We start from the raw sequence: 25889 nt of genomic DNA on the forward strand, positions 1-25889 counted from the left end.
GCATGTTGTGCAGTTGTGGTGTTATTTAGTTGTTGGTTCTCAAGCAACGGGTTTGTTGGTTGGGAACCACATAGTGGACGCAAGCAGTCTTGTTTCTTTGTACCCTCTCCCGTGGTGCGAACCCCTTTTGAAACGGGTTCGCGGGAGGGGTGTGTGGTGTAAGTTATCGGCCTATTAGTACCGGTCAGCTTCACGAGTCGTTAGTCCTCGCTTCCACATCCGGCCTATCAACCCAGTGGTCTGGCTGGGGGCCTCTCACACACAAGGTGTATGGAAATCTCATCTCGAAGCGAGCTTCCCGCTTAGATGCTTTCAGCGGTTATCCCATCCGAACGTAGCTAATCAGCGGTGCACTTGGCAGTACAACTGACACACCAGAGGTTCGTCCGTCCCGGTCCTCTCGTACTAAGGACAGCCCTTCTCAAATTTCCTGCGCGCGCAGCGGATAGGGACCGAACTGTCTCACGACGTTCTAAACCCAGCTCGCGTACCGCTTTAATGGGCGAACAGCCCAACCCTTGGGACCTACTCCAGCCCCAGGATGCGACGAGCCGACATCGAGGTGCCAAACCATGCCGTCGATATGGACTCTTGGGCAAGATCAGCCTGTTATCCCCGAGGTACCTTTTATCCGTTGAGCGACGGCCATTCCACAATGTACCGCCGGATCACTAGTCCCGACTTTCGTCCCTGCTCGAGATGTCTCTCTCACAGTCAAGCTCCCTTGTGCACTTACACTCGACACCTGATTGCCAACCAGGCTGAGGGAACCTTTGGGCGCCTCCGTTACTTTTTAGGAGGCAACCGCCCCAGTTAAACTACCCATCAGGCACTGTCCCTGACCCGGATTACGGGCCGAAGTTAGATGTCCAAAGTGACCAGAGTGGTATTTCAACGATGACTCCACCCGAACTGGCGTCCGGGCTTCAACGTCTCCCACCTATCCTACACAAGCCACTCCGAACACCAATACCAAACTATAGTAAAGGTCTCGGGGTCTTTCCGTCCTGCTGCGCGTAACGAGCATCTTTACTCGTACTGCAATTTCGCCGAGTTTATGGTTGAGACAGCGGGGAAGTCGTTACTCCATTCGTGCAGGTCGGAACTTACCCGACAAGGAATTTCGCTACCTTAGGATGGTTATAGTTACCACCGCCGTTTACTGGGGCTTAAATTCTCAGCTTCGCCTTGCGGCTAACCGGTCCTCTTAACCTTCCAGCACCGGGCAGGAGTCAGTCCGTATACATCGTCTTGCGACTTCGCACGGACCTGTGTTTTTAGTAAACAGTCGCTTCCCCCTGGTCTCTGCGGCCCCGATCCCCTCCCACCAGCAAGTGGTGTTCAAGGTTGGGGCCCCCCTTCTCCCGAAGTTACGGGGGCATTTTGCCGAGTTCCTTAACCATAATTCTCTCGATCGCCTTAGTATTCTCTACCTGATCACCTGTGTCGGTTTGGGGTACGGGCGGCTAAAACCTCGCGTCGATGCTTTTCTCGGCAGCATAGGATCACCGAATCCCCCCTACGGGGGTCCCGTCAGATCTCAGGCATCATGAACGGCGGATTTGCCTACCGTTCGCCCTACATCCTTAGACCGGGACAACCATCGCCCGGCTCGGCTACCTTCCTGCGTCACACCTGTTAATACGCTTGCCTCCCAGGATCAGGTCCCGCGCTCCACCAAAACCCTTCCGCCCCGAAGGACGGTCAGGCAGGTTTCGGGCGGTTAGTATCCCCTGTTCAGCATGGGCGGTTTTTCGCCGGTACGGGAATATCAACCCGTTGTCCATCGACTACGCCTGTCGGCCTCGCCTTAGGTCCCGACTTACCCAGGGCAGATTAGCTTGACCCTGGAACCCTTGATCATTCGGCGGACGGGTTTCTCACCCGTCTTTCGCTACTCATGCCTGCATTCTCACTCGTGTAGGCTCCACCGCTGGTTTACACCGCGACTTCACCGCCCACACGACGCTCCCCTACCACTCCAGACGCCTGAACCAACCCCACAAGGGAGCGGCTTGGCTACTATCTGAAATCCACAACTTCGGCGGTGTACTTGAGCCCCGCTACATTGTCGGCGCGGAATCACTTGACCAGTGAGCTATTACGCACTCTTTTAAGGATGGCTGCTTCTAAGCCAACCTCCTGGTTGTCTTCGCAACTCCACATCCTTTCCCACTTAGCACACGCTTAGGGGCCTTAGTTGGTGGTCTGGGCTGTTTCCCTCTCGACTATGAAGCTTATCCCCCACAGTCTCACTGCTGCGCTCTCACTTACCGGCATTCGGAGTTTGGCTGACGTCAGTAACCTTGTAGGGCCCATTAGCCATCCAGTAGCTCTACCTCCGGTAAGAAACACGCAACGCTGCACCTAAATGCATTTCGGGGAGAACCAGCTATCACGAAGTTTGATTGGCCTTTCACCCCTACCCACAGCTCATCCCCTCCATTTTCAACTGAAGTGGGTTCGGTCCTCCACGACGTCTTACCGTCGCTTCAACCTGGCCATGGGTAGATCACTTCGCTTCGGGTCTAGATCACGCCACTGCAACGCCCTATTCAGACTCGCTTTCGCTACGGCTTCCCCACACGGGTTAACCTCGCGACGTAACACTAACTCGCAGGCTCATTCTTCAAAAGGCACGCCGTCACCACAACACAGCAAGCTGCGATGGCTCCGACGGATTGTAAGCACACGGTTTCAGGTACTGTTTCACTCCCCTCCCGGGGTACTTTTCACCTTTCCCTCACGGTACTGGTCCGCTATCGGTCATTAGGGAGTATTTAGGCTTATCAGGTGGTCCTGACAGATTCGCACGGGATTTCTCGGGCCCCGTGCTACTTGGGATACTCTCCAGGCGGTGCACAACATTTCGGTTACGGGGCTCACACCCTCTACGGCCGGCCTTTCAAGACCGTTCACCTATGCCTGCACTCTCACCTCACCAGCCCGGCAGAGCTGGAACGGACAGTCCCACAACCCCGACCATGCAACGCCCGCCGGCTATCACACATGGAACGGTTTAGCCTGATCCGCGTTCGCTCGCCACTACTAACGGAATCACTATTGTTTTCTCTTCCTGCGGGTACTGAGATGTTTCACTTCCCCGCGTTCCCTCCACGCACCCTATGTGTTCAGATGCGGGTCACCAGGCAGCTCGCGCCCCTGGCGGGGTTTCCCCATTCGGACACCCTGGGATCACAGTCCGGTTATCGACTCCCCCAGGCTTATCGCAGATTCCTACGTCCTTCTTCGGCTCCTAATGCCAAGGCATCCACCGTGTGCTCTTAAAAACTTGACCACAAAAGATCAAGGAGTAATTTTCGAGAGAACCACAGAAACCACCCCCACACCCCAAAGGATGCAAGGACAGATCCAGGTTCATATTCTTGGAAATTGCTTCTTATAAAAGATGCTCGCGTCCACTATGTAGTTCTCAAACAACAACCCCGTACCACACACCCCACACACCCAACCCCCACAGGGGCCAAACAGTGCATGCTCGATGCAGCCAGGAAACCAGAAACAAACCAGCCCCACACCCCGGCCACGCACCCCACAAAAAAGGGTTACGCGGCCAGGCCGTGGTCCTGTTGCCTCAGGACCCAACAGTGTGCCAAACACTAAACCGCTGATCACCCACCCGCACCGTTCCAGGACCTCCCGCCCCGAGGGGTGAGTGTCCGTACTGGGTGCCGGCGAAGAACCGGCGGCCGCTATTTGCTGATATTCCACCCGTGAGCACCCGCCGCAGAACTAGCGTCTGCGCAACGGGCGTACTCCTGACAACCCCTCCACACCCGCATACACGGGGCAAGGTGACTGTAGGCGCTCCTTAGAAAGGAGGTGATCCAGCCGCACCTTCCGGTACGGCTACCTTGTTACGACTTAGTCCCAATCGCCAGTCCCACCTTCGACAGCTCCCTCCCACAAGGGGTTAGGCCACCGGCTTCGGGTGTTACCAACTTTCGTGACTTGACGGGCGGTGTGTACAAGGCCCGGGAACGTATTCACCGCAGCGTTGCTGATCTGCGATTACTAGCGACTCCGACTTCATGGGGTCGAGTTGCAGACCCCAATCCGAACTGAGACCGGCTTTTTGGGATTAGCTCCACCTCACAGTATCGCAACCCTTTGTACCGGCCATTGTAGCATGCGTGAAGCCCAAGACATAAGGGGCATGATGATTTGACGTCGTCCCCACCTTCCTCCGAGTTGACCCCGGCAGTCTCCCATGAGTCCCCGCCATTACGCGCTGGCAACATGGAACGAGGGTTGCGCTCGTTGCGGGACTTAACCCAACATCTCACGACACGAGCTGACGACAACCATGCACCACCTGTGAACCGGCCCCAAAGGGGAAGGACTGTTTCCAGCCCGGTCCGGCCCATGTCAAGCCTTGGTAAGGTTCTTCGCGTTGCATCGAATTAATCCGCATGCTCCGCCGCTTGTGCGGGCCCCCGTCAATTCCTTTGAGTTTTAGCCTTGCGGCCGTACTCCCCAGGCGGGGCACTTAATGCGTTAGCTACGGCGCGGAAAACGTGGAATGTCCCCCACACCTAGTGCCCAACGTTTACGGCATGGACTACCAGGGTATCTAATCCTGTTCGCTCCCCATGCTTTCGCTCCTCAGCGTCAGTTAATGCCCAGAGACCTGCCTTCGCCATCGGTGTTCCTCCTGATATCTGCGCATTTCACCGCTACACCAGGAATTCCAGTCTCCCCTACATCACTCTAGTCTGCCCGTACCCACCGCAGATCCGGAGTTGAGCCCCGGACTTTCACGGCAGACGCGACAAACCGCCTACGAGCTCTTTACGCCCAATAATTCCGGATAACGCTTGCGCCCTACGTATTACCGCGGCTGCTGGCACGTAGTTAGCCGGCGCTTCTTCTGCAGGTACCGTCACTTTCGCTTCTTCCCTACTGAAAGAGGTTTACAACCCGAAGGCCGTCATCCCTCACGCGGCGTCGCTGCATCAGGCTTGCGCCCATTGTGCAATATTCCCCACTGCTGCCTCCCGTAGGAGTCTGGGCCGTGTCTCAGTCCCAGTGTGGCCGGTCACCCTCTCAGGCCGGCTACCCGTCGTCGCCTTGGTGAGCCATTACCTCACCAACAAGCTGATAGGCCGCGAGTCCATCCAAAACCACAATAAAGCTTTCCACCCCCCACCATGCGATGAGGAGTCATATCCGGTATTAGACCCAGTTTCCCAGGCTTATCCCAGAGTTAAGGGCAGGTTACTCACGTGTTACTCACCCGTTCGCCACTAATCCCCGGTGCAAGCACCGGATCATCGTTCGACTTGCATGTGTTAAGCACGCCGCCAGCGTTCATCCTGAGCCAGGATCAAACTCTCCGTTGAAGAAAAACAGACACACCATGCGCCCCCGGGAAAACGGGAAACACACAATGCACAAAATTTGAAACCAGCCAAAAACACCAGACCACACCACGGGGTGGCGCAACCTGGCACATTCAACCAATTCAATACAATAAATTGGTATCAACAAACTTGGCACACTATTGAGTTCTCAAACAACAGACACACCCGGCACCACCACAACCACACGGTCAAGGATCGCTCCGGAGCAACTTTTCAAACTTACCCGAGTCCGGACCGCTTTGCAAATCAGCGTTTCCGCGACCCGCAAACCAACCAACCCGCCCCCACCAGAACCCGGAGCGCACAAAACGCCGACCAGATCCGGTCTTGAAATTTAGGGGATTGGCCGCCTCCGGTTCCCAGCATTTCCGCTGGTCTCCCTCTCGGCGACTTAGAAAACAATACACCCACCACGCCCCCACCGCAAACCCACCCCCAAACCACCCCAAAACCCCGCCATCACAGGCCCAAACACCCCAAAAACACCCAACCACGCCCGCCGGCGTCGCCCTTCTGTTGTGTATCCTCCATCACAAGCCGGCACCGCTGCGGCTACCATCGGAGGGTGAGGGCATACCGCCGGCGCCGGAGACGAGCATTCCTCCACCGGCGTGTGTCCCGGCCAGCTGTCAGAGGTCTTTCGCAGCAAGAGGTGACGTTCCGGGTGGAACGCGGGCTCACCAACCGCGTCCCGGACACCACCAGCCGCAGCCTGTGGCAGATCTTCCGGGCCAACGTCTTCACACTCTTCAACGCAATCGTCGGCACGAGCTTTCTCCTGCTGTTGCTCCTGGGGCAGTGGCAGGATGCCCTGTTCGGTCTCGCCGCCGCCGGCAACGCCGTAATCGGAGTGGTTGAGGAATACAGGGCGAAGAGGTCCCTTGACCGGCTGGCCGTTCTTGGTGCCCCACACGCACGAGTGTTGCGCGAGGGTGAAATCCACGACATCGCCACGTCAGACGTCGTGCGCGACGACGTCCTGGTGTTGCGGGCCGGGGATCAGGTCACTGCGGACGCTGCGGTGCTCGAATCGTCCGGCCTCGAGGTCGACGAATCACTCCTCACCGGCGAATCGGACCCCGTGGACAAGGACCCGGGGTCGGAAGTGCTTTCTGGATCGATCGTTGTGGCCGGCCGAGGCACGGCGCGGGTGGTCCGGGTGGGGGCGGCCTCGTTCGCGAGCCGGCTGACGGCAGACGCGCGCCGCTTCTCGCTGGTGAATTCCGAGATCCGCAACAGTCTCAACCGCGTACTGCGCTGGATCGCCTGGGTCCTGTTGCCCGTGGTGATTCTGGTGGTCAACGGCGAGGTTCAGGCGCGCGGAGGCTGGCAGACGGCATTTTCAACCGGCGCCTGGAGTTCCGCGCTGGTGGGCGTCATTGCCGGTGTGATCGCCATGGTCCCGCTGGGACTCGTACTGTTGACGAGCGTGGCCTTCGCCGTCGGCGGAGTCCGGCTCGCCAGCCACAACGTACTGATCCAGGAGCTCGCGGCTGTCGAAGGCCTGGCACGGGTCGATGTCCTGTGCATGGACAAGACGGGAACCCTCACGGAGGGAGGGCTGGTCTTTGATGGGGTCCACCCGTTGGCGCCAGAGCCGGGCTGGGAGCAGGTCCTCGCGTGGTTTGGCGCGGAGCCTGAGGCGAACGCCACGGCACGGTGCCTGAGCACGGCTTTTGAGGACGACGGCGGACTACGGCCAGTCTCATCGGTACCGTTTTCCTCCGCCCGGAAGTGGAGCGGGGTCAGTTTCGATGGTCGCGGCGGTGCGGCGCACACGTGGATCCTCGGGGCACCGGAAATGGTGCTTGTCCGGGGCGACGACCCAGCCGGGCGTCCGTCGTCGTCGATCTCGGCACCCGACGACGACGACGTCACCCGCCCGACGACTGACCCTCAAACGGCCGCTGGACCCGCACACGACGACGTGTTGCGCCGATCCGGCGCCTTGGCGTCAACCGGGCTGCGCACGCTGCTACTGGCCCGAGCGGAGAAACTGCCGGGTGACGGGAAGCTCGAGCAGTTACCTCCGGAGCTCCGCCCGGTGGCGCTCCTGACGTTCCGGGAACAGCCCCGCTCCGATGCCCGGGAGACCCTCAACTTCTTCCGCGCCGAAGGCGTCGGGTTGAAGATCATTTCGGGGGACGATCCCAGAACAGTTGCCGCCATTGCCCGTCGGGTTGGCTTGGAGGTCACAGAAGGTTTCGACGCACGCTCGCTGCCGGAGGATCCGCTGCGTCTGGAGCAGGTGATGGAAGCGAACGTGGTGTTTGGCCGGGTAACCCCAGCCCAGAAACGGGAAATGGTCGAAGCCCTCCAGCGTCGAGGGCACACGGTGGCCATGACCGGCGACGGCGTCAATGACGTTCTGGCACTGAAGACGGCCGACCTTGGCATCGCCATGGATTCCGCCGCGGCCGCGACCAAGGCGGTAGCGCGCTTGGTGTTGCTTGACGGCCGTTTCGACCGGCTTCCCGGGGTCCTCGCTGAAGGCCGGCAGGTCATCGCCAATATTGAGCGCGTCTCCAGCCTCTTCCTAAGTAAGACTGTTTACGCGACTGCAATCGCGGTGACTTTCGCGCTCCTGCAATGGACGTTTCCGTTCCTTCCCCGTCAGCTGTCCTTCACCGACGGCCTGACCATCGGCATTCCGGCATTCTTCCTGGCGCTGATGCCGAACCCGCGCCGCTATCAGCCTGGTTTCCTGCGCCGCTCGCTGTGGTTCTCCGTGCCCGCCGGACTCATCGTCACGGCCTCGCTTCTCACGCTGAACGGGCTGGCGCTCTTGGATGGCACGGCGACGCGCGAACAGGTCAGCAGCGCCTCTGTGCTGACGCTGGCAATGGTTGGGCTGTGGATCCTCTCGGCGGTGTCCCGCCCCCTTAATGCGGGGCGTCTTGCCGTGCTGGTGGCTATGAGCGCCGCACTCGTGGTCCTGCTCAACCAACCCCTGGCGCAGGAATTTTTCGTTCTTTCCCGTCCGCCGGCGGACCTGCTGCTGGCAGCCGTGGGGTGTGGGGTTGGTGGGGGCCTGGCGGTGGAAGTCCTGGTCCGGATGCATGCCAGGGCCTTCCCGCGGCCGGGTTCGGCCGTGCGGGGGCCGGGGGCATGACGGGTTGGGGGTTCAAGAACGGGGTTTTAAATGCGGGAGGACCCCCAACGTGGTTGGGGGTCCTCGACCTTAATGATGTTCCGGCGGTGACCTACTCTCCCACACCCTCCCGGGTGCAGTACCATCGGCGCTGTGGGTCTTAGCTTCCGGGTTCGGAATGGGACCGGGCGTTTCCCCCACGCTATGACCGCCGTAACCCTTGCTCCGCCGCTTCCACCCTGGGGGTGTGGCGGGGAAATCTTGTGGTTACAACACGCTGCATGTTGTGCAGTTGTGGTGTTATTTAGTTGTTGGTTCTCAAGCAACGGGTTTGTTGGTTGGGAACCACATAGTGGACGCAAGCAGTCTTGTTTCTTTGTACCCTCTCCCGTGGTGCGAACCCCTTTTGAAACGGGTTCGCGGGAGGGGTGTGTGGTGTAAGTTATCGGCCTATTAGTACCGGTCAGCTTCACGAGTCGTTAGTCCTCGCTTCCACATCCGGCCTATCAACCCAGTGGTCTGGCTGGGGGCCTCTCACACACAAGGTGTATGGAAATCTCATCTCGAAGCGAGCTTCCCGCTTAGATGCTTTCAGCGGTTATCCCATCCGAACGTAGCTAATCAGCGGTGCACTTGGCAGTACAACTGACACACCAGAGGTTCGTCCGTCCCGGTCCTCTCGTACTAAGGACAGCCCTTCTCAAATTTCCTGCGCGCGCAGCGGATAGGGACCGAACTGTCTCACGACGTTCTAAACCCAGCTCGCGTACCGCTTTAATGGGCGAACAGCCCAACCCTTGGGACCTACTCCAGCCCCAGGATGCGACGAGCCGACATCGAGGTGCCAAACCATGCCGTCGATATGGACTCTTGGGCAAGATCAGCCTGTTATCCCCGAGGTACCTTTTATCCGTTGAGCGACGGCCATTCCACAATGTACCGCCGGATCACTAGTCCCGACTTTCGTCCCTGCTCGAGATGTCTCTCTCACAGTCAAGCTCCCTTGTGCACTTACACTCGACACCTGATTGCCAACCAGGCTGAGGGAACCTTTGGGCGCCTCCGTTACTTTTTAGGAGGCAACCGCCCCAGTTAAACTACCCATCAGGCACTGTCCCTGACCCGGATTACGGGCCGAAGTTAGATGTCCAAAGTGACCAGAGTGGTATTTCAACGATGACTCCACCCGAACTGGCGTCCGGGCTTCAACGTCTCCCACCTATCCTACACAAGCCACTCCGAACACCAATACCAAACTATAGTAAAGGTCTCGGGGTCTTTCCGTCCTGCTGCGCGTAACGAGCATCTTTACTCGTACTGCAATTTCGCCGAGTTTATGGTTGAGACAGCGGGGAAGTCGTTACTCCATTCGTGCAGGTCGGAACTTACCCGACAAGGAATTTCGCTACCTTAGGATGGTTATAGTTACCACCGCCGTTTACTGGGGCTTAAATTCTCAGCTTCGCCTTGCGGCTAACCGGTCCTCTTAACCTTCCAGCACCGGGCAGGAGTCAGTCCGTATACATCGTCTTGCGACTTCGCACGGACCTGTGTTTTTAGTAAACAGTCGCTTCCCCCTGGTCTCTGCGGCCCCGATCCCCTCCCACCAGCAAGTGGTGTTCAAGGTTGGGGCCCCCCTTCTCCCGAAGTTACGGGGGCATTTTGCCGAGTTCCTTAACCATAATTCTCTCGATCGCCTTAGTATTCTCTACCTGATCACCTGTGTCGGTTTGGGGTACGGGCGGCTAAAACCTCGCGTCGATGCTTTTCTCGGCAGCATAGGATCACCGAATCCCCCCTACGGGGGTCCCGTCAGATCTCAGGCATCATGAACGGCGGATTTGCCTACCGTTCGCCCTACATCCTTAGACCGGGACAACCATCGCCCGGCTCGGCTACCTTCCTGCGTCACACCTGTTAATACGCTTGCCTCCCAGGATCAGGTCCCGCGCTCCACCAAAACCCTTCCGCCCCGAAGGACGGTCAGGCAGGTTTCGGGCGGTTAGTATCCCCTGTTCAGCATGGGCGGTTTTTCGCCGGTACGGGAATATCAACCCGTTGTCCATCGACTACGCCTGTCGGCCTCGCCTTAGGTCCCGACTTACCCAGGGCAGATTAGCTTGACCCTGGAACCCTTGATCATTCGGCGGACGGGTTTCTCACCCGTCTTTCGCTACTCATGCCTGCATTCTCACTCGTGTAGGCTCCACCGCTGGTTTACACCGCGACTTCACCGCCCACACGACGCTCCCCTACCACTCCAGACGCCTGAACCAACCCCACAAGGGAGCGGCTTGGCTACTATCTGAAATCCACAACTTCGGCGGTGTACTTGAGCCCCGCTACATTGTCGGCGCGGAATCACTTGACCAGTGAGCTATTACGCACTCTTTTAAGGATGGCTGCTTCTAAGCCAACCTCCTGGTTGTCTTCGCAACTCCACATCCTTTCCCACTTAGCACACGCTTAGGGGCCTTAGTTGGTGGTCTGGGCTGTTTCCCTCTCGACTATGAAGCTTATCCCCCACAGTCTCACTGCTGCGCTCTCACTTACCGGCATTCGGAGTTTGGCTGACGTCAGTAACCTTGTAGGGCCCATTAGCCATCCAGTAGCTCTACCTCCGGTAAGAAACACGCAACGCTGCACCTAAATGCATTTCGGGGAGAACCAGCTATCACGAAGTTTGATTGGCCTTTCACCCCTACCCACAGCTCATCCCCTCCATTTTCAACTGAAGTGGGTTCGGTCCTCCACGACGTCTTACCGTCGCTTCAACCTGGCCATGGGTAGATCACTTCGCTTCGGGTCTAGATCACGCCACTGCAACGCCCTATTCAGACTCGCTTTCGCTACGGCTTCCCCACACGGGTTAACCTCGCGACGTAACACTAACTCGCAGGCTCATTCTTCAAAAGGCACGCCGTCACCACAACACAGCAAGCTGCGATGGCTCCGACGGATTGTAAGCACACGGTTTCAGGTACTGTTTCACTCCCCTCCCGGGGTACTTTTCACCTTTCCCTCACGGTACTGGTCCGCTATCGGTCATTAGGGAGTATTTAGGCTTATCAGGTGGTCCTGACAGATTCGCACGGGATTTCTCGGGCCCCGTGCTACTTGGGATACTCTCCAGGCGGTGCACAACATTTCGGTTACGGGGCTCACACCCTCTACGGCCGGCCTTTCAAGACCGTTCACCTATGCCTGCACTCTCACCTCACCAGCCCGGCAGAGCTGGAACGGACAGTCCCACAACCCCGACCATGCAACGCCCGCCGGCTATCACACATGGAACGGTTTAGCCTGATCCGCGTTCGCTCGCCACTACTAACGGAATCACTATTGTTTTCTCTTCCTGCGGGTACTGAGATGTTTCACTTCCCCGCGTTCCCTCCACGCACCCTATGTGTTCAGATGCGGGTCACCAGGCAGCTCGCGCCCCTGGCGGGGTTTCCCCATTCGGACACCCTGGGATCACAGTCCGGTTATCGACTCCCCCAGGCTTATCGCAGATTCCTACGTCCTTCTTCGGCTCCTAATGCCAAGGCATCCACCGTGTGCTCTTAAAAACTTGACCACAAAAGATCAAGGAGTAATTTTCGAGAGAACCACAGAAACCACCCCCACACCCCAAAGGATGCAAGGACAGATCCAGGTTCATATTCTTGGAAATTGCTTCTTATAAAAGATGCTCGCGTCCACTATGTAGTTCTCAAACAACAACCCCGTACCACACACCCCACACACCCAACCCCCACAGGGGCCAAACAGTGCATGCTCGATGCAGCCAGGAAACCAGAAACAAACCAGCCCCACACCCCGGCCACGCACCCCACAAAAAAGGGTTACGCGGCCAGGCCGTGGTCCTGTTGCCTCAGGACCCAACAGTGTGCCAAACACTACCCAACAACATCGTTCCGGCGAGCGTTCCAGGACCAGAGACCCCCGAAGGGACCCTCATCCGTACTTGCTGCCGGCACATGCCGCCAGGCACCTATTTGTTGATATTCCACCCGTGAGCACCCGCCGCAGAACTAGCGTCTGCGCAACGGGCGTACTCCTGACAACCCCTCCACACCCGCATACACGGGGCAAGGTGACTGTAGGCGCTCCTTAGAAAGGAGGTGATCCAGCCGCACCTTCCGGTACGGCTACCTTGTTACGACTTAGTCCCAATCGCCAGTCCCACCTTCGACAGCTCCCTCCCACAAGGGGTTAGGCCACCGGCTTCGGGTGTTACCAACTTTCGTGACTTGACGGGCGGTGTGTACAAGGCCCGGGAACGTATTCACCGCAGCGTTGCTGATCTGCGATTACTAGCGACTCCGACTTCATGGGGTCGAGTTGCAGACCCCAATCCGAACTGAGACCGGCTTTTTGGGATTAGCTCCACCTCACAGTATCGCAACCCTTTGTACCGGCCATTGTAGCATGCGTGAAGCCCAAGACATAAGGGGCATGATGATTTGACGTCGTCCCCACCTTCCTCCGAGTTGACCCCGGCAGTCTCCCATGAGTCCCCGCCATTACGCGCTGGCAACATGGAACGAGGGTTGCGCTCGTTGCGGGACTTAACCCAACATCTCACGACACGAGCTGACGACAACCATGCACCACCTGTGAACCGGCCCCAAAGGGGAAGGACTGTTTCCAGCCCGGTCCGGCCCATGTCAAGCCTTGGTAAGGTTCTTCGCGTTGCATCGAATTAATCCGCATGCTCCGCCGCTTGTGCGGGCCCCCGTCAATTCCTTTGAGTTTTAGCCTTGCGGCCGTACTCCCCAGGCGGGGCACTTAATGCGTTAGCTACGGCGCGGAAAACGTGGAATGTCCCCCACACCTAGTGCCCAACGTTTACGGCATGGACTACCAGGGTATCTAATCCTGTTCGCTCCCCATGCTTTCGCTCCTCAGCGTCAGTTAATGCCCAGAGACCTGCCTTCGCCATCGGTGTTCCTCCTGATATCTGCGCATTTCACCGCTACACCAGGAATTCCAGTCTCCCCTACATCACTCTAGTCTGCCCGTACCCACCGCAGATCCGGAGTTGAGCCCCGGACTTTCACGGCAGACGCGACAAACCGCCTACGAGCTCTTTACGCCCAATAATTCCGGATAACGCTTGCGCCCTACGTATTACCGCGGCTGCTGGCACGTAGTTAGCCGGCGCTTCTTCTGCAGGTACCGTCACTTTCGCTTCTTCCCTACTGAAAGAGGTTTACAACCCGAAGGCCGTCATCCCTCACGCGGCGTCGCTGCATCAGGCTTGCGCCCATTGTGCAATATTCCCCACTGCTGCCTCCCGTAGGAGTCTGGGCCGTGTCTCAGTCCCAGTGTGGCCGGTCACCCTCTCAGGCCGGCTACCCGTCGTCGCCTTGGTGAGCCATTACCTCACCAACAAGCTGATAGGCCGCGAGTCCATCCAAAACCACAATAAAGCTTTCCACCCCCCACCATGCGATGAGGAGTCATATCCGGTATTAGACCCAGTTTCCCAGGCTTATCCCAGAGTTAAGGGCAGGTTACTCACGTGTTACTCACCCGTTCGCCACTAATCCCCGGTGCAAGCACCGGATCATCGTTCGACTTGCATGTGTTAAGCACGCCGCCAGCGTTCATCCTGAGCCAGGATCAAACTCTCCGTTGAAGAAAAACAGACACACCATGCGCCCCCGGGAAAACGGGAAACACACAATGCACAAAATTTGAAACCAGCCAAAAACACCAGACCACACCACGGGGTGGCGCAACCTGGCACATTCAACCAATTCAATACAATAAATTGGTATCAACAAACTTGGCACACTATTGAGTTCTCAAACAACAGACACACCCGGCACCACCACAACCACACGGTCAAGGATCGCTCCGGAGCAACTTTTCAAACTTACCCGAGTCCGGACCGCTTTGCAAATCAGCGTTTCCGCGACCGCAAACCAACCAACCCGCCCCCACCAGAACCCGGAGCGCACAAAACGCCGACCAGATCCGGTCTTGAAATTTAGGGGATTGGCCGCCTCCGGTTCCCAGCATTTCCGCTGGTCTCCCTCTCGGCGACTTAGAAAACAATACACCCACCACGCCCCCACCGCAAACCCACCCCCAAACCACCCCCAAACCCCGCCATCACAGGCCCAAACACCCCAAAAACACCCAACCACGCCCGCCGGCGTCGTAAGTCAGGGCTGTGTGGTGCGTCACCGCGGCCCGAAACAGTAAGGATCGGGGCATTAGGGGCCCTGGGCGTTAACGCAAAAAGGGCCGGCAACCAATTGGTTGCCGGCCCTTCTCAAGCCACTGGCTTCAGGAGTACTGAATTACCAGGAAGACTTCGTGATGCCCGGGAGCTCACCGCGGTGAGCCATGTCGCGGAAGCGAACACGGGAGATGCCGAACTTCTGGAAGGTACCGCGCGGGCGGCCATCGATGATGTCGCGGTTACGCAGACGTACCGGGGAGGCGTTGCGGGGCAGCTTCTGCAGGCCGAGGCGTGCAGCTTCGCGTGCTTCGTCGGTTGAAGCGGGGTCAACCAGAGCCTTCTTCAGTTCGAGGCGCTTTGCAGCATAACGCTCGACGATGACTTTACGCTGTTCGTTCTTAGCGATCATTGACTTCTTAGCCATGTGTTTAGCGCTCCTCTCGGAATTCGACGTGCTGGCGGATTTTGGGGTCGTACTTCTTCAGAACCAGGCGGTCCGGGTCGTTACGACGGTTCTTGCGCGTCACGTAGGTGTAGCCCGTGCCCGCGGTCGACTTCAGCTTGATGATCGGACGTACGTCCTTGTCCTTTGCCACTAGAGCTTCACTCCTCGTGCCAGGATGGCGGCGACGACTACGTCGATGCCACGTACGTCGATGGTCTTGATGCCACGAGCAGAGACCTGCAGCGTGACGTTACGGCGCAGGGACGGAACCCAGTAGCGCTTCTTCTGGATGTTCGGGTCGAACCGGCGCTTGTTGCGACGGTGCGAGTGCGAAATGCTGTGTCCAAAGCCCGGCTCGGCTCCGGTCACCTGGCAGTGTGCTGCCATGACGACTCTCCTAAAAAATAAATGAAACGGCTAGCGGAGTTCCCGCTGACCGTGCGCACGGCGGCGTCCGCATCCGGCTCCCGCCCCCAACCGCAGTTCCGCAGGGTTCTTAGCAGACGGCATAAACCGGCTGATTTCCTCACTGCGGCGAAGATTGTGGGCCACGGGCACCGGGCGTTGGCGGTCCGTGGGACAGCCGCTGCGAAAGTGCCGGGATGCTGGGCGAATACAGGAATGCGCGCAACTTGAGCCCCTAACTACCGGCCGCCACGACCGTCGATTTCTCTGACGAGTCCTGTCAACCGGAGCAATTGCACACGCTCCGCGCCACCTAGCGCCTACCAAGTCTACGAGTTCGACGAATTAAAGACCAATCCATCGCGGCATGGTGTATAGGACAGCGCCCGGGAGCTGTTCCGCGCGGGGAGACGGGGGCCAGCCAGGTCATATGCCTGACGCAGCATTTTCACAGCCAAATGATAGGCAACGGGGCGATTCTGGATCCATGAACACACAACTTCTGACGACCCGTCCCGAGGTTCGCCGCAGCTCCCGTGGCGCCGTGAACCCCTTTAAGGGGCAGCATCGGCGGCGGTTGCTGAGAGCGGATCTGTTGACAGTGCTCTTCTGGGCGTCCCTGGCAGGCGCCGTCGCTTTGTGGCTGGCCGACGGCGGAGCGGCCGGCTTCTCGACTGCCGCCGGATCCTTCACCGCACTGGGCATTGTGGCCGGCCTCGCCGGCATGGACCTGGTGCTGCTCATGCTGCTGCTGGCAGCCCGCATTCCCTTCATCGACCAAACAGTTGGCCACGACCGTGCGCTGGAGTTCCACCGCAAGCTGGGCAAGCCCGCCCTGTACCTCCTGCTCGCGCACGGGATCCTCATTGCGATCGGCTACGGCATGGCGGAGGGACTGGATCCTGTCAGCGAGGCAGTTGCGCTGTGGGTTCTCGTGCCGGACATGTGGCTCGCCTACATCTCCATGCTCCTGTTCATCGCCGTCGTGGTCACCTCGCTGGTGGCCGTCCGACGCCGGTTCCCTTACGAATTCTGGTACGCCGTCCACCTCCTGACGTACGCGGCAGTCCTGACCTCGCTCCCCCACCAGTTCAGCGTGGGCGCGCTCTTTGCCGAGGGCACCTGGCAGCGCTGGTACTGGCTGGCTCTGTGCATCGCGACCGGAGCCGCCCTCGTGTACTACCGTGTGGCCCAACCGCTCATTGCAACGTTCAGGCACCAGCTGACCGTCAAGCGCGTGATGCGGGAAGCCCCCGGCGTGGTGAGCATCGAAATGACAGGCCTTCACCTGGACCAACTGGCAGGAAGCGGCGGCCGGTTCTTTATCTGGCGGTTCCTGGCCCCCGGCCTGTGGTGGCATCCGCATCCGTTCAGCCTGTCGGCCGAGCCTGTGCACTTTGACGCCGCCGGCCAGGGGACACTGAGGATCACCGTCCGCAACCTGGGCCGGGGTTCGGCGCAGCTGGCCTCGCTCAAGCCCGGCACGAAAGTGGCTGTTGAGGGTCCGTACGGGCTGTTCAGCACCGCCGCCCGCAGCCGCAGCCACGTGGTCATGGTGGGCGCCGGGATCGGCATCACCCCGATCCGCGCTTTGCTGGAGACCACCCCGTTCCAGCCCGGCAACGCCACCGTCATTCTCCGCGGACACAGCGAATCCGAACTCTACCTGGGCGCGGAAATCCTCGAACTGTGCCGGCGGCGCGGCGCCACGCTCTTCCACCTGACCGGATCCCGGCCGGCCGGTGTCCGGACCTGGCAGCCGGAGACCTCCGCACGCGCCGGCCACCGGCTGGCCAGTTACGACCCGAACCTCGCCGAGGCGGACGTCTTCGTCTGCGGCCCGGCCGGCTGGGCGCAGAACGTTCTCGAAGACGCCCGCTCAGCCGGCGTCCGGGAAGACCAACTCCACTACGAAAGGTTCGACTGGTGAGAACTCGCGCAGCAGTTTCAGCAGCCCTGGCTTCCGCAGGCATCCTCATTGCGGGCTGGCAGTCGGGCGTTCACGTTGCCGATACCGGCAGCACCGCCGCAAGCTCGGCGGCCGGCACTACCGGCAGCACCGGATCCACGGGATCGAGCGGAACGTCCGGCTCAACAGGCTCGTCCGGCTCGAGCGGAACGTCCGGCTCGAGCGGCTCGTCGAGTGCGACCGGCACCACAGGGGCTTCGGCCAAGGCCGTCGGGACGTATGCCGGCTCCGTCGTCCAGACCCGGTTCGGCTCCGTCCAGGTGCAGATCACGGTTCAGGCCGGAAAGATCACCGACGTCACGGCTCTCCAGCTGACCGACGCCGAACGCAAGTCCGTGCAGATCAGCAACCGCGCCGCCCCGCTCCTGCGTGCCGAAGTGCTCCAGGCCCAGTCCGCGGACGTGCAGACCATTAGCGGCGCCACGGTGACCAGCGACGCATACCTGAACTCCCTGCAGGCGGCCCTCGATGCAGCCAACCTCTGAACTGGGCCCGGCCCTGCGGGCCAGGACGTTTGGCTCGATGGGCACCGTCGTCAGCCTGACAGTTCCTGCCGAAGCCGTACCCGGGGCTGCCGGTGGTGCCGAACTCGACGCCGCAACTGCCGCCGTCGAACGCGTGTTTGCCCGCTTGGATGAGACCTTCAGCCTGTACCGCCCCGATTCCGAGGCCAGCAGGCTGGCGCGCGGCGAGCTTTCCCTGCGGGAAGCCTCCGCCGGGATGCGGGACCGCTACGCGGACGCCCTCAACTGGCGGCTCAAGACAGAAGGCGCGTTCTCGCCGGAGCGGCCCGACGGCGTCCTGGACCTTTCCGGGATCATCAAGGGCTACGCGATCGGGCAGGCAGGCGAGGCGCTGCGCGCCCTCGGGATCACTGACTGGTGCCTGAATGCCGGCGGCGATGTGCTGGTGATAGGCTCGCCCGTTCCAGGCAGCGCGGCCCCGTGGGCGGCCGGGGTCGTTGACCCGCGGGACCGCTCGTCGCTGCTTTCCGCCTACAAACTGGGCGGGCCGGGCCCCCGGCGTGCCCTGGCAACGTCCGGTTCGGCGGAGCGCGGTGATCATATCTGGACAGCGGGCACCCGCGGCACCGGGTTCGTCCAGGTCTCTGTGGCCGCGCCGGACATCGTCACGGCTGACGTGCTCGCGACGGCGATCGTCGCAGGCGGGACCGCGATGCTGCAGCGGGCCACGGACGGCTGGGAGATCGATGTCCTCGCCGTCCGCCGCGACGGCGAACTGCTTGCGACGCCGGGATTCCGCGCCTCGCCTGCCCTCTAGACGGCTGCCCTACAGATGCGTGAACTGGCCGTATTTCGGCGCCAGGCCATCGCCTGACGATTTGCCGGTGACGCGCCGGACAACCCAGGGGCCGGCGAATTCGCGCACCCATCGGGCATTCGCGCGGATGGCGTCCACGCGGCTCAGCTCCGGCACCGGCGTCATGGGCGGCACGTCAATCGAGTGCTCGTGAGCCAGGACCGTGAGGACGCGCCTTGCCATGTTCGCGTGGCCGGCGGCGGACATGTGCATCCGGTCCGTGGCCCACATGCCCCAGTCGTAGTACTCGCTGAAGCGCCAGTAGTCGACCAGCAGGGCACCGTGGTCGCCCGCGATTCCGCGCACGAGTTCGTTGTAAATGGCGGTGCGCCCGCGCATGGTGCCGAAAATCTTGGAGCCGCGCGCGTCGAAGCCCGTGAACATCACGACGGTGGCGCCGGTGGCCCTGAGTCTGCGGATGCCGGCGTCGTATTCCGCGAGGAGGTCATCGATGTCGATCTTGGGCCGGAGGATGTCGTTGGCGCCGGCGTAGATGCTGACAAGGGTGGGCTGGAGTGCGACGGCGGCATCGACCTGCTCGGCCATGATCTGGCGGAGTTTCCGGCCGCGGATGGCGAGGTTTGCGTACCCGAAGCCCGGATCGGCGGCGCCGAGCTGCTCTGCCACCCGGTCCGCCCAGCCCCGGACGCCATTGGGACGGGTGGGGTCATCGTCGCCGACGCCTTCCGTGAAGGAGTCTCCAAGGGCTACATATCGGGACGTGAAATCCATGGATCTAGTGTGCCAGCAGTTGCCGCGAGCAACAAAGACGGGATTGCCCGACGGCGGCGCACCCGCCTTTCGCTGTCAGCGGTCAGCGGTCAGCGGTCAGCGGTCAGCTGTCAGCGGTCAGCTGTCAGCTGTCGCGCAGGATCCAATGGTCGCCGTCGAGGCGGGCTACGATCTTCTCGCCGATCCGTGCCAGATCCGCGACGTCCTTGGGGCTCAAGGCGTCGAGGAAGAGCGACCGGACAGCCTCCACATGGCCCGGGGCGAGCTTCACGATCGTCTCCATGCCGGTGTCGGTCAGGTGCGCCGTGGTGACTCGGGCGTCGCCGGGGTGCGGGCGGCGCTCAAGCCAGCCGCGGTTCTGCAGCTTGGTGACCACATGGGAGAGCCGGGACAGGGAGGCGCTGGTGCGCGCCGCGAGCTCGCTCATGGGCAGGAAGCGCCCCTCGGCCTCGGAGAGCATCGCGAGAACGTTGTAGTCGAACAGGGAAAGCTTCCCCGCGGCGTGGAGCTGGGTATCGAGGGCGGCCGGCAGCAGGGTGTTGATGCTCAGTTGGGCGAGCCAGGCCCGGCGTTCGTCGGCGTTGAGCCAGCGGGGTTCGGTCATGGCTACATTCTAGGAGATTTGAAGCTTGACGATTCAACTTCGGCCCAACTTCGGACTAACTTCAGTCCGCGGGTTCGGGGATAAGTTCCCGCCCGTCCGGGGCCGGCTACCGGTAGGCTGGCCGCATGTACGTAGTCTCCCTGACTTACAAGGTCCCCGACGACATTGTGGAGTTCCACCTGCCGGCGCACGTGACGTGGCTGCAGGCGGCCTTCGACGAGGGCGTCTTCATGGTCGCGGGGCGCAAAATCCCCCGCACCGGCGGCCTGCTGCTTTCCAACGCGGACCGGGCCAGCCTGGACGCATCCTTGGCCAAGGACCCGTTCTACGTCAACGGTGTGGCTGACTTCGAGGTCATGGAGTTCCACGCCAACAGGGTGGCCCCAGGCTACGAAAACCTGCTGGACAGCTGAGCCCGGACGGCTACCCGCCCGGCCTACGCGCCGCTGCGCGGCGCCAGCACCAGTTTCTTCAGGCCGCCCTTGCGCGGGACCTTCACGGGGTCGGGCCAGCGCGGCCGGAGCTCGTCGCCGAGGGTGACGCCGCGGAGCTTCCGTCCGAACAGGGGCAGCACCCAGTCGTGCACCCAGCGGCGTTGGAGGCGCTCCCATTCCCGCAGCCCCGTCTTCGCGGGCGGCTCCCACTCCTTGGGCTTGATCTTGTGGGGCACCCCGAGGTGGTCCAGGACCTGTGAAGCGAGGTACTTGTGGCCCGCCTTGGACATATGCAGCCGGTCCGAGTCCCACATCCGCGGGTCATGGAAGGCATCGAAGCACCAGTAATCCACCAGCACCGCGCCGTAGCGGCCGGCAATCTCGCGGACGCGCCGGTTGTAGAAGGCGTTGCGCTTCTTCAACGGCTCCAGGAGCGCGGAGACCTTGACGTCGAAGCCGGTGAACAGCACCAGCGTTGCTCCCGTCCCGGCGAGCGCAGCCACGAGGGACTCGTAGTCCTGCATGAGGGATCCGATGTCCGTGCCGAAATCCAGGATGTCGTTGCCGCCGGCGTACAGCGTGATGAGCGTCGGTTCCATGGCCAGGGCGGGTCCGAGCTGTTCGGCGATGATGTGGCGCAGCCGTTTGCTGCGGATCGCCAGGTTCGCGTACTCCCAGCCAGGCTGCGCCTTGGCCAGCTTCTCCGCGACCCGGTCCGCCCAGCCCCGCACCCCATTAGGGAGACGCGGATCGTAGTCGCCCACGCCCTCGGTGAAGGAATCCCCCAAGGCAACAAAGACCCTCCGCCCAGCTCGATCCGGAAGCAAAGGAAAAGAACCCACCCCGGCACCCTAACCACCCCAAAACACCGAAAAGGAAAGATCGGGTAAACAGGAGGAATCAAGAGGCAAGCCGATCAAAGCAGCCAACAGCCAGTGCCGCTCAGGCTGCACCAAAGGTGAGCCGACCGCAAGGTCGCAATCGCCACCTCGCTAGGGTGAACTACCCCCAAGGTCGCAACCGCCGCTGGCTAAGGTGAGCAGCCCGCACGGCCGCTGTCGGTGCTTTGCAAAGGAGCGCATCGCCGACCAGAGCCGAAGGAGGCCGCCCGCGGCCGAACGAGGCGGTGGGCGGAAGGGCGGACCCGAGGGCCCCGAACTGAGCTTGCGAAGTTTGGGAAGGGTTCAACCGCTAAGCGACGGCAAAGCAGCGGCTGCGGCCGCAAGTCCGGGAGTACCAGAGGGGCGGCGCCGAAGGCTAGAGCTCGGCCTTGCCCTGCCGCCAGTACCCCATGAACGCCACCTGCTTCCGGTCCATCCCCACGTCCCGCACCAGGTACCGCCGCAGCTCCTTCACGGTGCCCGCTTCGCCCGCGATCCAGGCGTAGAACGGCAGCGTGCCAGCGTGCTTGTCCGGGTTCGGGCTGGCGCTGATTGCGGCGGCGTCCATCCGGGCCGGCGTTTCCCACAGGATGTCACGGTCCACGTTGACGTCCTCCGGCTCGGGGCCGGCGGGGTTACCGGCTGACCGGAGACCGACCCAGCCGGGGAGGGTGACGGCGGCGCGGACGGCCTCCTGCAGCAGTTCGCCGTGCGCTCGGGATCGGCCGATCGCCGCACCGCGGGCAAGCCAGGTGACCTCGACGTCGGCGGCTGTAGTGAAGTTTTGGAAGTCCCCTGCTTCAGGAACCTCCAGGATCGCGTGGCCGCTGACGTACGACGGCAGGCTCTCGAGGATTGCGCTGATGGCCGGGACGGCCGTCTCGTCCCCGGCCAGCAGGACGCGCTGGGCCAGGCCCGGAATTCACTGCGCAGCAGATCCGCTCGTCCTTCATCAATGCGAGCCGGTCAAAAGCCGCCAAACTCAATCTGCCCAAGAACTTCGACACCCTGGGCTGGGAAAACATTGATTTCCTAGCCTGGCGGGACGAGAAGATGCCCCTCCGCGGCTATCTCGTGGTGCAGGGGCCGAAGGGCCCCACCGGCATCATGCTCAGGGCCCCTGAAGGCGGGGCCAAAAAGAACCGCTCCGTGCTCTGTGAACTGTGCCGGGACGTGTTCTCCAAGGACGATGTCCTGCTGTGGGTGGCAAAGCGCGCCGGACAGTCCGGCCGCAACGGCAACACGCTGGGCACCTTGATCTGCGCCGATTTCCTGTGCTGCCGCAATGTGCGGGTGGAGCCTCCGGCCAACGAGATCAACCCGGACCCCGCCGCCGTCGTGCTGCGGCAGATCGACGGGCTGATGGCGCGCACTGCCCAGTTCGTGGACCGCGTCCGGGGCAACTAGCCCCGCCTCAAGCAACGCGGGGTCAGTTACGGCCCATTACGGCGGCGTTTATGGGCCGCAAGTGACCCCGCGTTGCTTTGGGGGCGGGCGGGGGCTACGCGGCGGCCACCGTGCTGGCGGCGTCGCGGGCCAGGATCCGGGCGGCCGTAGCCCGGCCCATCCGGACCGCGCCGTCCACATGCTGGTAGCCCTCGGCCGCCAGGTCCGAGGACGCCCAGTAGATGGGTCCCACCGGGGTGAGCTGGTCCGCGCCGTAGCGGTGCAGGCCGCCCAGATCGTAGCTGGAGGCGAAGGCACCGCGGGTCCATTCCTCGGAGGCCCAGTCGGACTCGTAGTACACCACCGGTTCCAGGGTTTTCGGGCCCAAGGACTCCGCCATGGCCGAGAGAATCACCCGACGCCGTTCCGCAGCATCGAGGGCGAACATCGCGTCCGCCTTCTCATCCGGCACGAAGGCCACCAGGGTTCCGCGCGGGTCCTCGTGGTTGGTGTTGTCGTAGATTTCCTGGACCACCAGATCGGGGCTAAAGCAGGTGCCGGAGAGGCCCTCTTCGCGCCAGAACGGCGTCTCGTAGACGGCGTGCACCTTGATCACCAGGCCCAGCGACTGATGCTGGTGCATCTGGTGCTGCCGGCGCGGCAGCGGGGGTTCAAAGCTCACGCGCGAGTAGAGGTTGGGCGGCACGGCCATGATGGCGTACCGGGCCTTCACAATGGCCTGGTCCGAAACGGCGGTGACGCCGTCGCTGTCCCAGCGCAGGGTCCGCACCGGGGAATCAAGGACGACGTCGTCCCCCAGCGCGGCCGCGATGGTCTCCGACACCAGCTGCATCCCTCCCACAACGCGCCGGTCCAGGAGCAGGTCCTCGTCCACCAGGTTCGAGAACGAGCCCGCAGATGCCGCCATCAGCACGGCCTGCAGCGCGGAGAAGGAGTGCGCCGGCTTGGTCAGCATGCCGCCGGCCAGGAAGTGGCCGATGTTGGCGCATGCCTCTTCGTCGTCGGAGAGCTGGCGCATCCAGTGGTGCAGAGAGACGGTGTCGAGGTCGCGCGCCCGGGGGTGCGCCCACGGCTCCTCGGCGCCGATCTCGGCGGCCAGCTCATCCAGAATGCCGATCAGCCGGCGCATTTCGGCCTCGGTGCGCTCGGAGACCGGGAACATCTCCCCGGTGTAGAGGCTGCGGGTGCCGTCCGGGGCGACGTAGACCGACTGGCCCTCGCGGTAGCGGCTGAACGTTTCCAGGCCCAGCTCGCCCAGGAGGTCCTTGAGCGCCGTCTGGTCCGGTGAGATCCACTGGCCGCCGATTTCCAGCATGGCCCCGTCGATGGTGCTGGTCCAGGTCCGGCCGCCAACCCTGTCGCGGGCCTCCAGCACGGCAACCGTCAGGCCCGCCGCTTTCAGGTCCCGTGCGGCGTTCAGCCCGGTCGGGCCGGCGCCGATGATAACAACATCGCGTTCAATACGTTTCACTGTTTGCTCTTTCGTTTGGTGCGTTAGTTGACCGCTGCTTGCCGGGCCCTGCCAGCACGCAGCCTCGCGGCGACGTCGATGGCGTCACCGGCCGGCGCCGTGGACTTGGCATCCGGGCGGGCGAGCAGGAGGTAGAGAAGTCCGCTGCCCGCCACCACGGCCAGGCCCAGCAGGACGGTCCAGTCGGTGACAAAGACGCCCGTGCTGCCGGGCCAGGCCAGCAGCACCATGGCAAAGATGCCGTAGGCCAGGGCGGCGGCATTAACCGCCAATCCCGCGGCGCCCAGGCTGAACGGCCCCGCCGGCCGCCAGCCCTTGAGGCGCTGGCGCAGTGCGGCCAGCACCACGGACTGGAAGGCAATGTAGATGCCCAGTACCGCGAAGGACGTGATCTGGGTAAGCAGTTCATCCGAGCCCAGGTAGATGATGACGCAGAGGGCAAGCGGGATGCAGGCTGCGACGATCAGGGCGTTAGCGGGAACCTTCGCGGTGCCGGAAACCCTGGACAGCCAGCGGTGGCCGGGCACCATGCCATCGCGGGCAAAGGAGAAGATCAGCCGGCTCGCCGCCGCCTGCAGGCTCAGCACGCAGGACAGAAACGCCGTGATCGCAACGACTAGGAAAATCTTGGCACCCACCGGGCCCAGGGCCGCTTCCAGGATGGCGGGGATGGGGTCAGCGTCCTGGCCGTTGACGATCTCCTGCAGATTGGGCGCGGCCAGCACATAGCCGCCGAAGGAGAACAGCGCGGAGACGCCTCCCACCACAATGGTCATCATCATGGCGCGCGGGATCCGCCGGGCCGGGTTGGCGACTTCCTCCGCCACGTCGCCGCAGGCTTCAAAGCCGTAGAAGAGGAACAGACCGGCCAGGGCGGCGCCCATGAACGCGTTCAGGTAGCTGCCGTCACCCTGTACGCCCATCGGGTCGAAGAACACGCCGAAGCTCTGCTTGCGCTGGAAAATCAGCAGGTACAGGCCGACGGCGATCACACCGATCAGCTCGGCTGCCAGCCCGATCCGGGCCACCCGGGCCATGGTCTTGGTGCCGGTGAAGTTCAGGACCAGCGCCACCAGCAGGAGCAGGACCGACAGGCCAAGCGTACTTTCCCGGTTCAGCTCAATCTCGAACAGGCTGGCCAGGAAGCCGCTGCCAAATTCGGCCACGGCGGTGATCGTGACAATCATGGCCCAGATGTAGACCCAGGCCGCCATCCAGGCATAACGCCGGCCCCACAGCCGCCTGGTCCACGGATAGATGCCGCCATGAATGGGATATTGCGATACCACCTCGCCGAAGACCAAGGCCACGAGCATCTGACCGGCTCCCACGATGAAGATCCAGAACACCGACGGCGGCCCGCCGGCCGCCATGGCGACCGCGAAAAGCGAGTACACCCCCACCAGCGGCGAAAGGTAGGTGAATCCGAGGGCGAAATTGGCCCACAGGGACATGGACCGGTCAAAGGAATCCTGGTAGCCCAGGACGGCAAGATGGTCACTATCGTTAAGCTCGGCGGTGTTGCGGGGTTCGGTAGACATAGTTTCCTT

At 61.8% G+C, this 25889-nt stretch carries 14 protein-coding genes, 5 rRNA genes and 1 pseudogene; 6 read left to right on the top strand and 14 right to left on the bottom strand.

Going from position 1 to position 25889, the window contains the following annotated elements:
* Positions 1–153: 153 nt before the first annotated feature.
* Positions 154–3298, bottom strand: a 23S ribosomal RNA gene (locus LDO15_RS21090).
* A gap of 538 nt (positions 3299–3836) precedes the next feature.
* A 16S ribosomal RNA gene (locus LDO15_RS21095) occupies positions 3837–5363 on the bottom strand.
* Together the 16S and 23S rRNA genes form the textbook arrangement of a ribosomal RNA operon.
* Before the next feature lie 685 nt (positions 5364–6048).
* Here LDO15_RS21095 and LDO15_RS21100 point away from each other — a divergent pair.
* Positions 6049–8496 (top strand): HAD-IC family P-type ATPase, encoded by a 2448-nt coding sequence (locus LDO15_RS21100; RefSeq protein WP_223982103.1) that lies wholly within the window; start codon positions 6049–6051, stop codon positions 8494–8496.
* A 78-nt stretch (positions 8497–8574) separates the two neighbouring features.
* On the opposite strand, the gene rrf is transcribed toward LDO15_RS21100, so the two are convergent.
* The 6 genes from rrf to rpmB form a co-directional block, all read right to left on the bottom strand.
* A 5S ribosomal RNA gene (rrf, locus tag LDO15_RS21105) occupies positions 8575–8691 on the bottom strand.
* Between the two features lie 216 nt (positions 8692–8907).
* Positions 8908–12052 (bottom strand): 23S ribosomal RNA (locus LDO15_RS21110).
* A 540-nt stretch (positions 12053–12592) separates the two neighbouring features.
* Positions 12593–14119 (bottom strand): 16S ribosomal RNA (locus tag LDO15_RS21115).
* A gap of 670 nt (positions 14120–14789) precedes the next feature.
* Positions 14790–15095, bottom strand: a complete 306-nt coding sequence (rpsN, locus tag LDO15_RS21120; RefSeq protein WP_011693742.1) for a 30S ribosomal protein S14 — start codon at positions 15093–15095, stop codon at positions 14790–14792.
* Positions 15096–15099: 4 nt separating this feature from the next.
* Positions 15100–15267, bottom strand: a complete 168-nt coding sequence (gene rpmG / locus LDO15_RS21125; protein ID WP_003798558.1) for a 50S ribosomal protein L33 — start codon at positions 15265–15267, stop codon at positions 15100–15102.
* The gene (rpmB, locus tag LDO15_RS21130) at positions 15267–15503 is read right to left on the bottom strand and encodes a 50S ribosomal protein L28 (protein WP_011693744.1); all 237 of its coding nucleotides are present in this window, start codon (positions 15501–15503) and stop codon (positions 15267–15269) included. Before rpmB ends, rpmG begins: the two co-directional genes overlap by 1 nt.
* A gap of 505 nt (positions 15504–16008) precedes the next feature.
* On the opposite strand from rpmB, the gene LDO15_RS21135 reads away from it, so the two are divergent.
* From LDO15_RS21135 to LDO15_RS21145, 3 genes are read left to right on the top strand one after another with little or no spacing between them, the layout of a single operon-like run.
* Positions 16009–17451, top strand: coding sequence for a ferredoxin reductase family protein (locus LDO15_RS21135; RefSeq protein ID WP_223982105.1), 1443 nt, complete (start codon positions 16009–16011; stop codon positions 17449–17451).
* A complete protein-coding gene (locus LDO15_RS21140) occupies positions 17448–17975 on the top strand; it encodes an FMN-binding protein (RefSeq protein ID WP_223982107.1) in 528 nt (175 codons plus the stop codon). Before LDO15_RS21135 ends, LDO15_RS21140 begins: the two co-directional genes overlap by 4 nt.
* A gap of 37 nt (positions 17976–18012) precedes the next feature.
* Positions 18013–18771 carry an FAD:protein FMN transferase gene (locus LDO15_RS21145; RefSeq protein WP_223987607.1) on the top strand — a complete coding sequence of 253 codons (759 nt, stop codon included), beginning with the start codon at positions 18013–18015 and terminating at the stop codon, positions 18769–18771.
* Positions 18772–18780: 9 nt separating this feature from the next.
* On the opposite strand, the gene LDO15_RS21150 is transcribed toward LDO15_RS21145, so the two are convergent.
* Positions 18781–19542 (bottom strand): SGNH/GDSL hydrolase family protein, encoded by a 762-nt coding sequence (locus LDO15_RS21150; RefSeq protein ID WP_223982108.1) that lies wholly within the window; start codon positions 19540–19542, stop codon positions 18781–18783.
* A 124-nt stretch (positions 19543–19666) separates the two neighbouring features.
* A complete protein-coding gene (locus tag LDO15_RS21155; RefSeq protein WP_223982110.1) occupies positions 19667–20146 on the bottom strand; it encodes a MarR family transcriptional regulator in 480 nt (159 codons plus the stop codon).
* Between the two features lie 125 nt (positions 20147–20271).
* On the opposite strand from LDO15_RS21155, the gene LDO15_RS21160 reads away from it, so the two are divergent.
* A complete protein-coding gene (locus LDO15_RS21160; protein WP_223982112.1) occupies positions 20272–20559 on the top strand; it encodes a YciI family protein in 288 nt (95 codons plus the stop codon).
* 23 nt (positions 20560–20582) lie between these two features.
* Here LDO15_RS21160 and LDO15_RS21165 read toward each other — a convergent pair whose 3' ends face one another.
* A complete protein-coding gene (locus LDO15_RS21165) occupies positions 20583–21422 on the bottom strand; it encodes an SGNH/GDSL hydrolase family protein (protein ID WP_223982114.1) in 840 nt (279 codons plus the stop codon).
* Positions 21423–21837: 415 nt separating this feature from the next.
* Positions 21838–22380, bottom strand: a pseudogene (locus LDO15_RS21170) (siderophore-interacting protein); the annotation flags it as partial.
* Between the two features lie 17 nt (positions 22381–22397).
* Between LDO15_RS21170 and LDO15_RS21175 the strand changes: the two are divergent.
* Positions 22398–22868, top strand: coding sequence for an FBP domain-containing protein (locus LDO15_RS21175; RefSeq protein WP_223987611.1), 471 nt, complete (start codon positions 22398–22400; stop codon positions 22866–22868).
* A gap of 94 nt (positions 22869–22962) precedes the next feature.
* Here the strand turns inward: LDO15_RS21175 and LDO15_RS21180 are convergent, their stop codons facing one another.
* Positions 22963–24339 carry an NAD(P)/FAD-dependent oxidoreductase gene (locus LDO15_RS21180; RefSeq protein WP_223982117.1) on the bottom strand — a complete coding sequence of 459 codons (1377 nt, stop codon included), beginning with the start codon at positions 24337–24339 and terminating at the stop codon, positions 22963–22965.
* 23 nt (positions 24340–24362) lie between these two features.
* Positions 24363–25880 carry an amino acid permease gene (locus tag LDO15_RS21185; protein WP_223982120.1) on the bottom strand — a complete coding sequence of 506 codons (1518 nt, stop codon included), beginning with the start codon at positions 25878–25880 and terminating at the stop codon, positions 24363–24365.
* Between the last annotated feature and the right edge of the window lie 9 nt (positions 25881–25889).

Source organism: Arthrobacter sp. NicSoilB8 (genome assembly GCF_019977355.1).
In the GTDB taxonomy this organism is placed as follows: Bacteria; Actinomycetota; Actinomycetes; order Actinomycetales; family Micrococcaceae; genus Arthrobacter.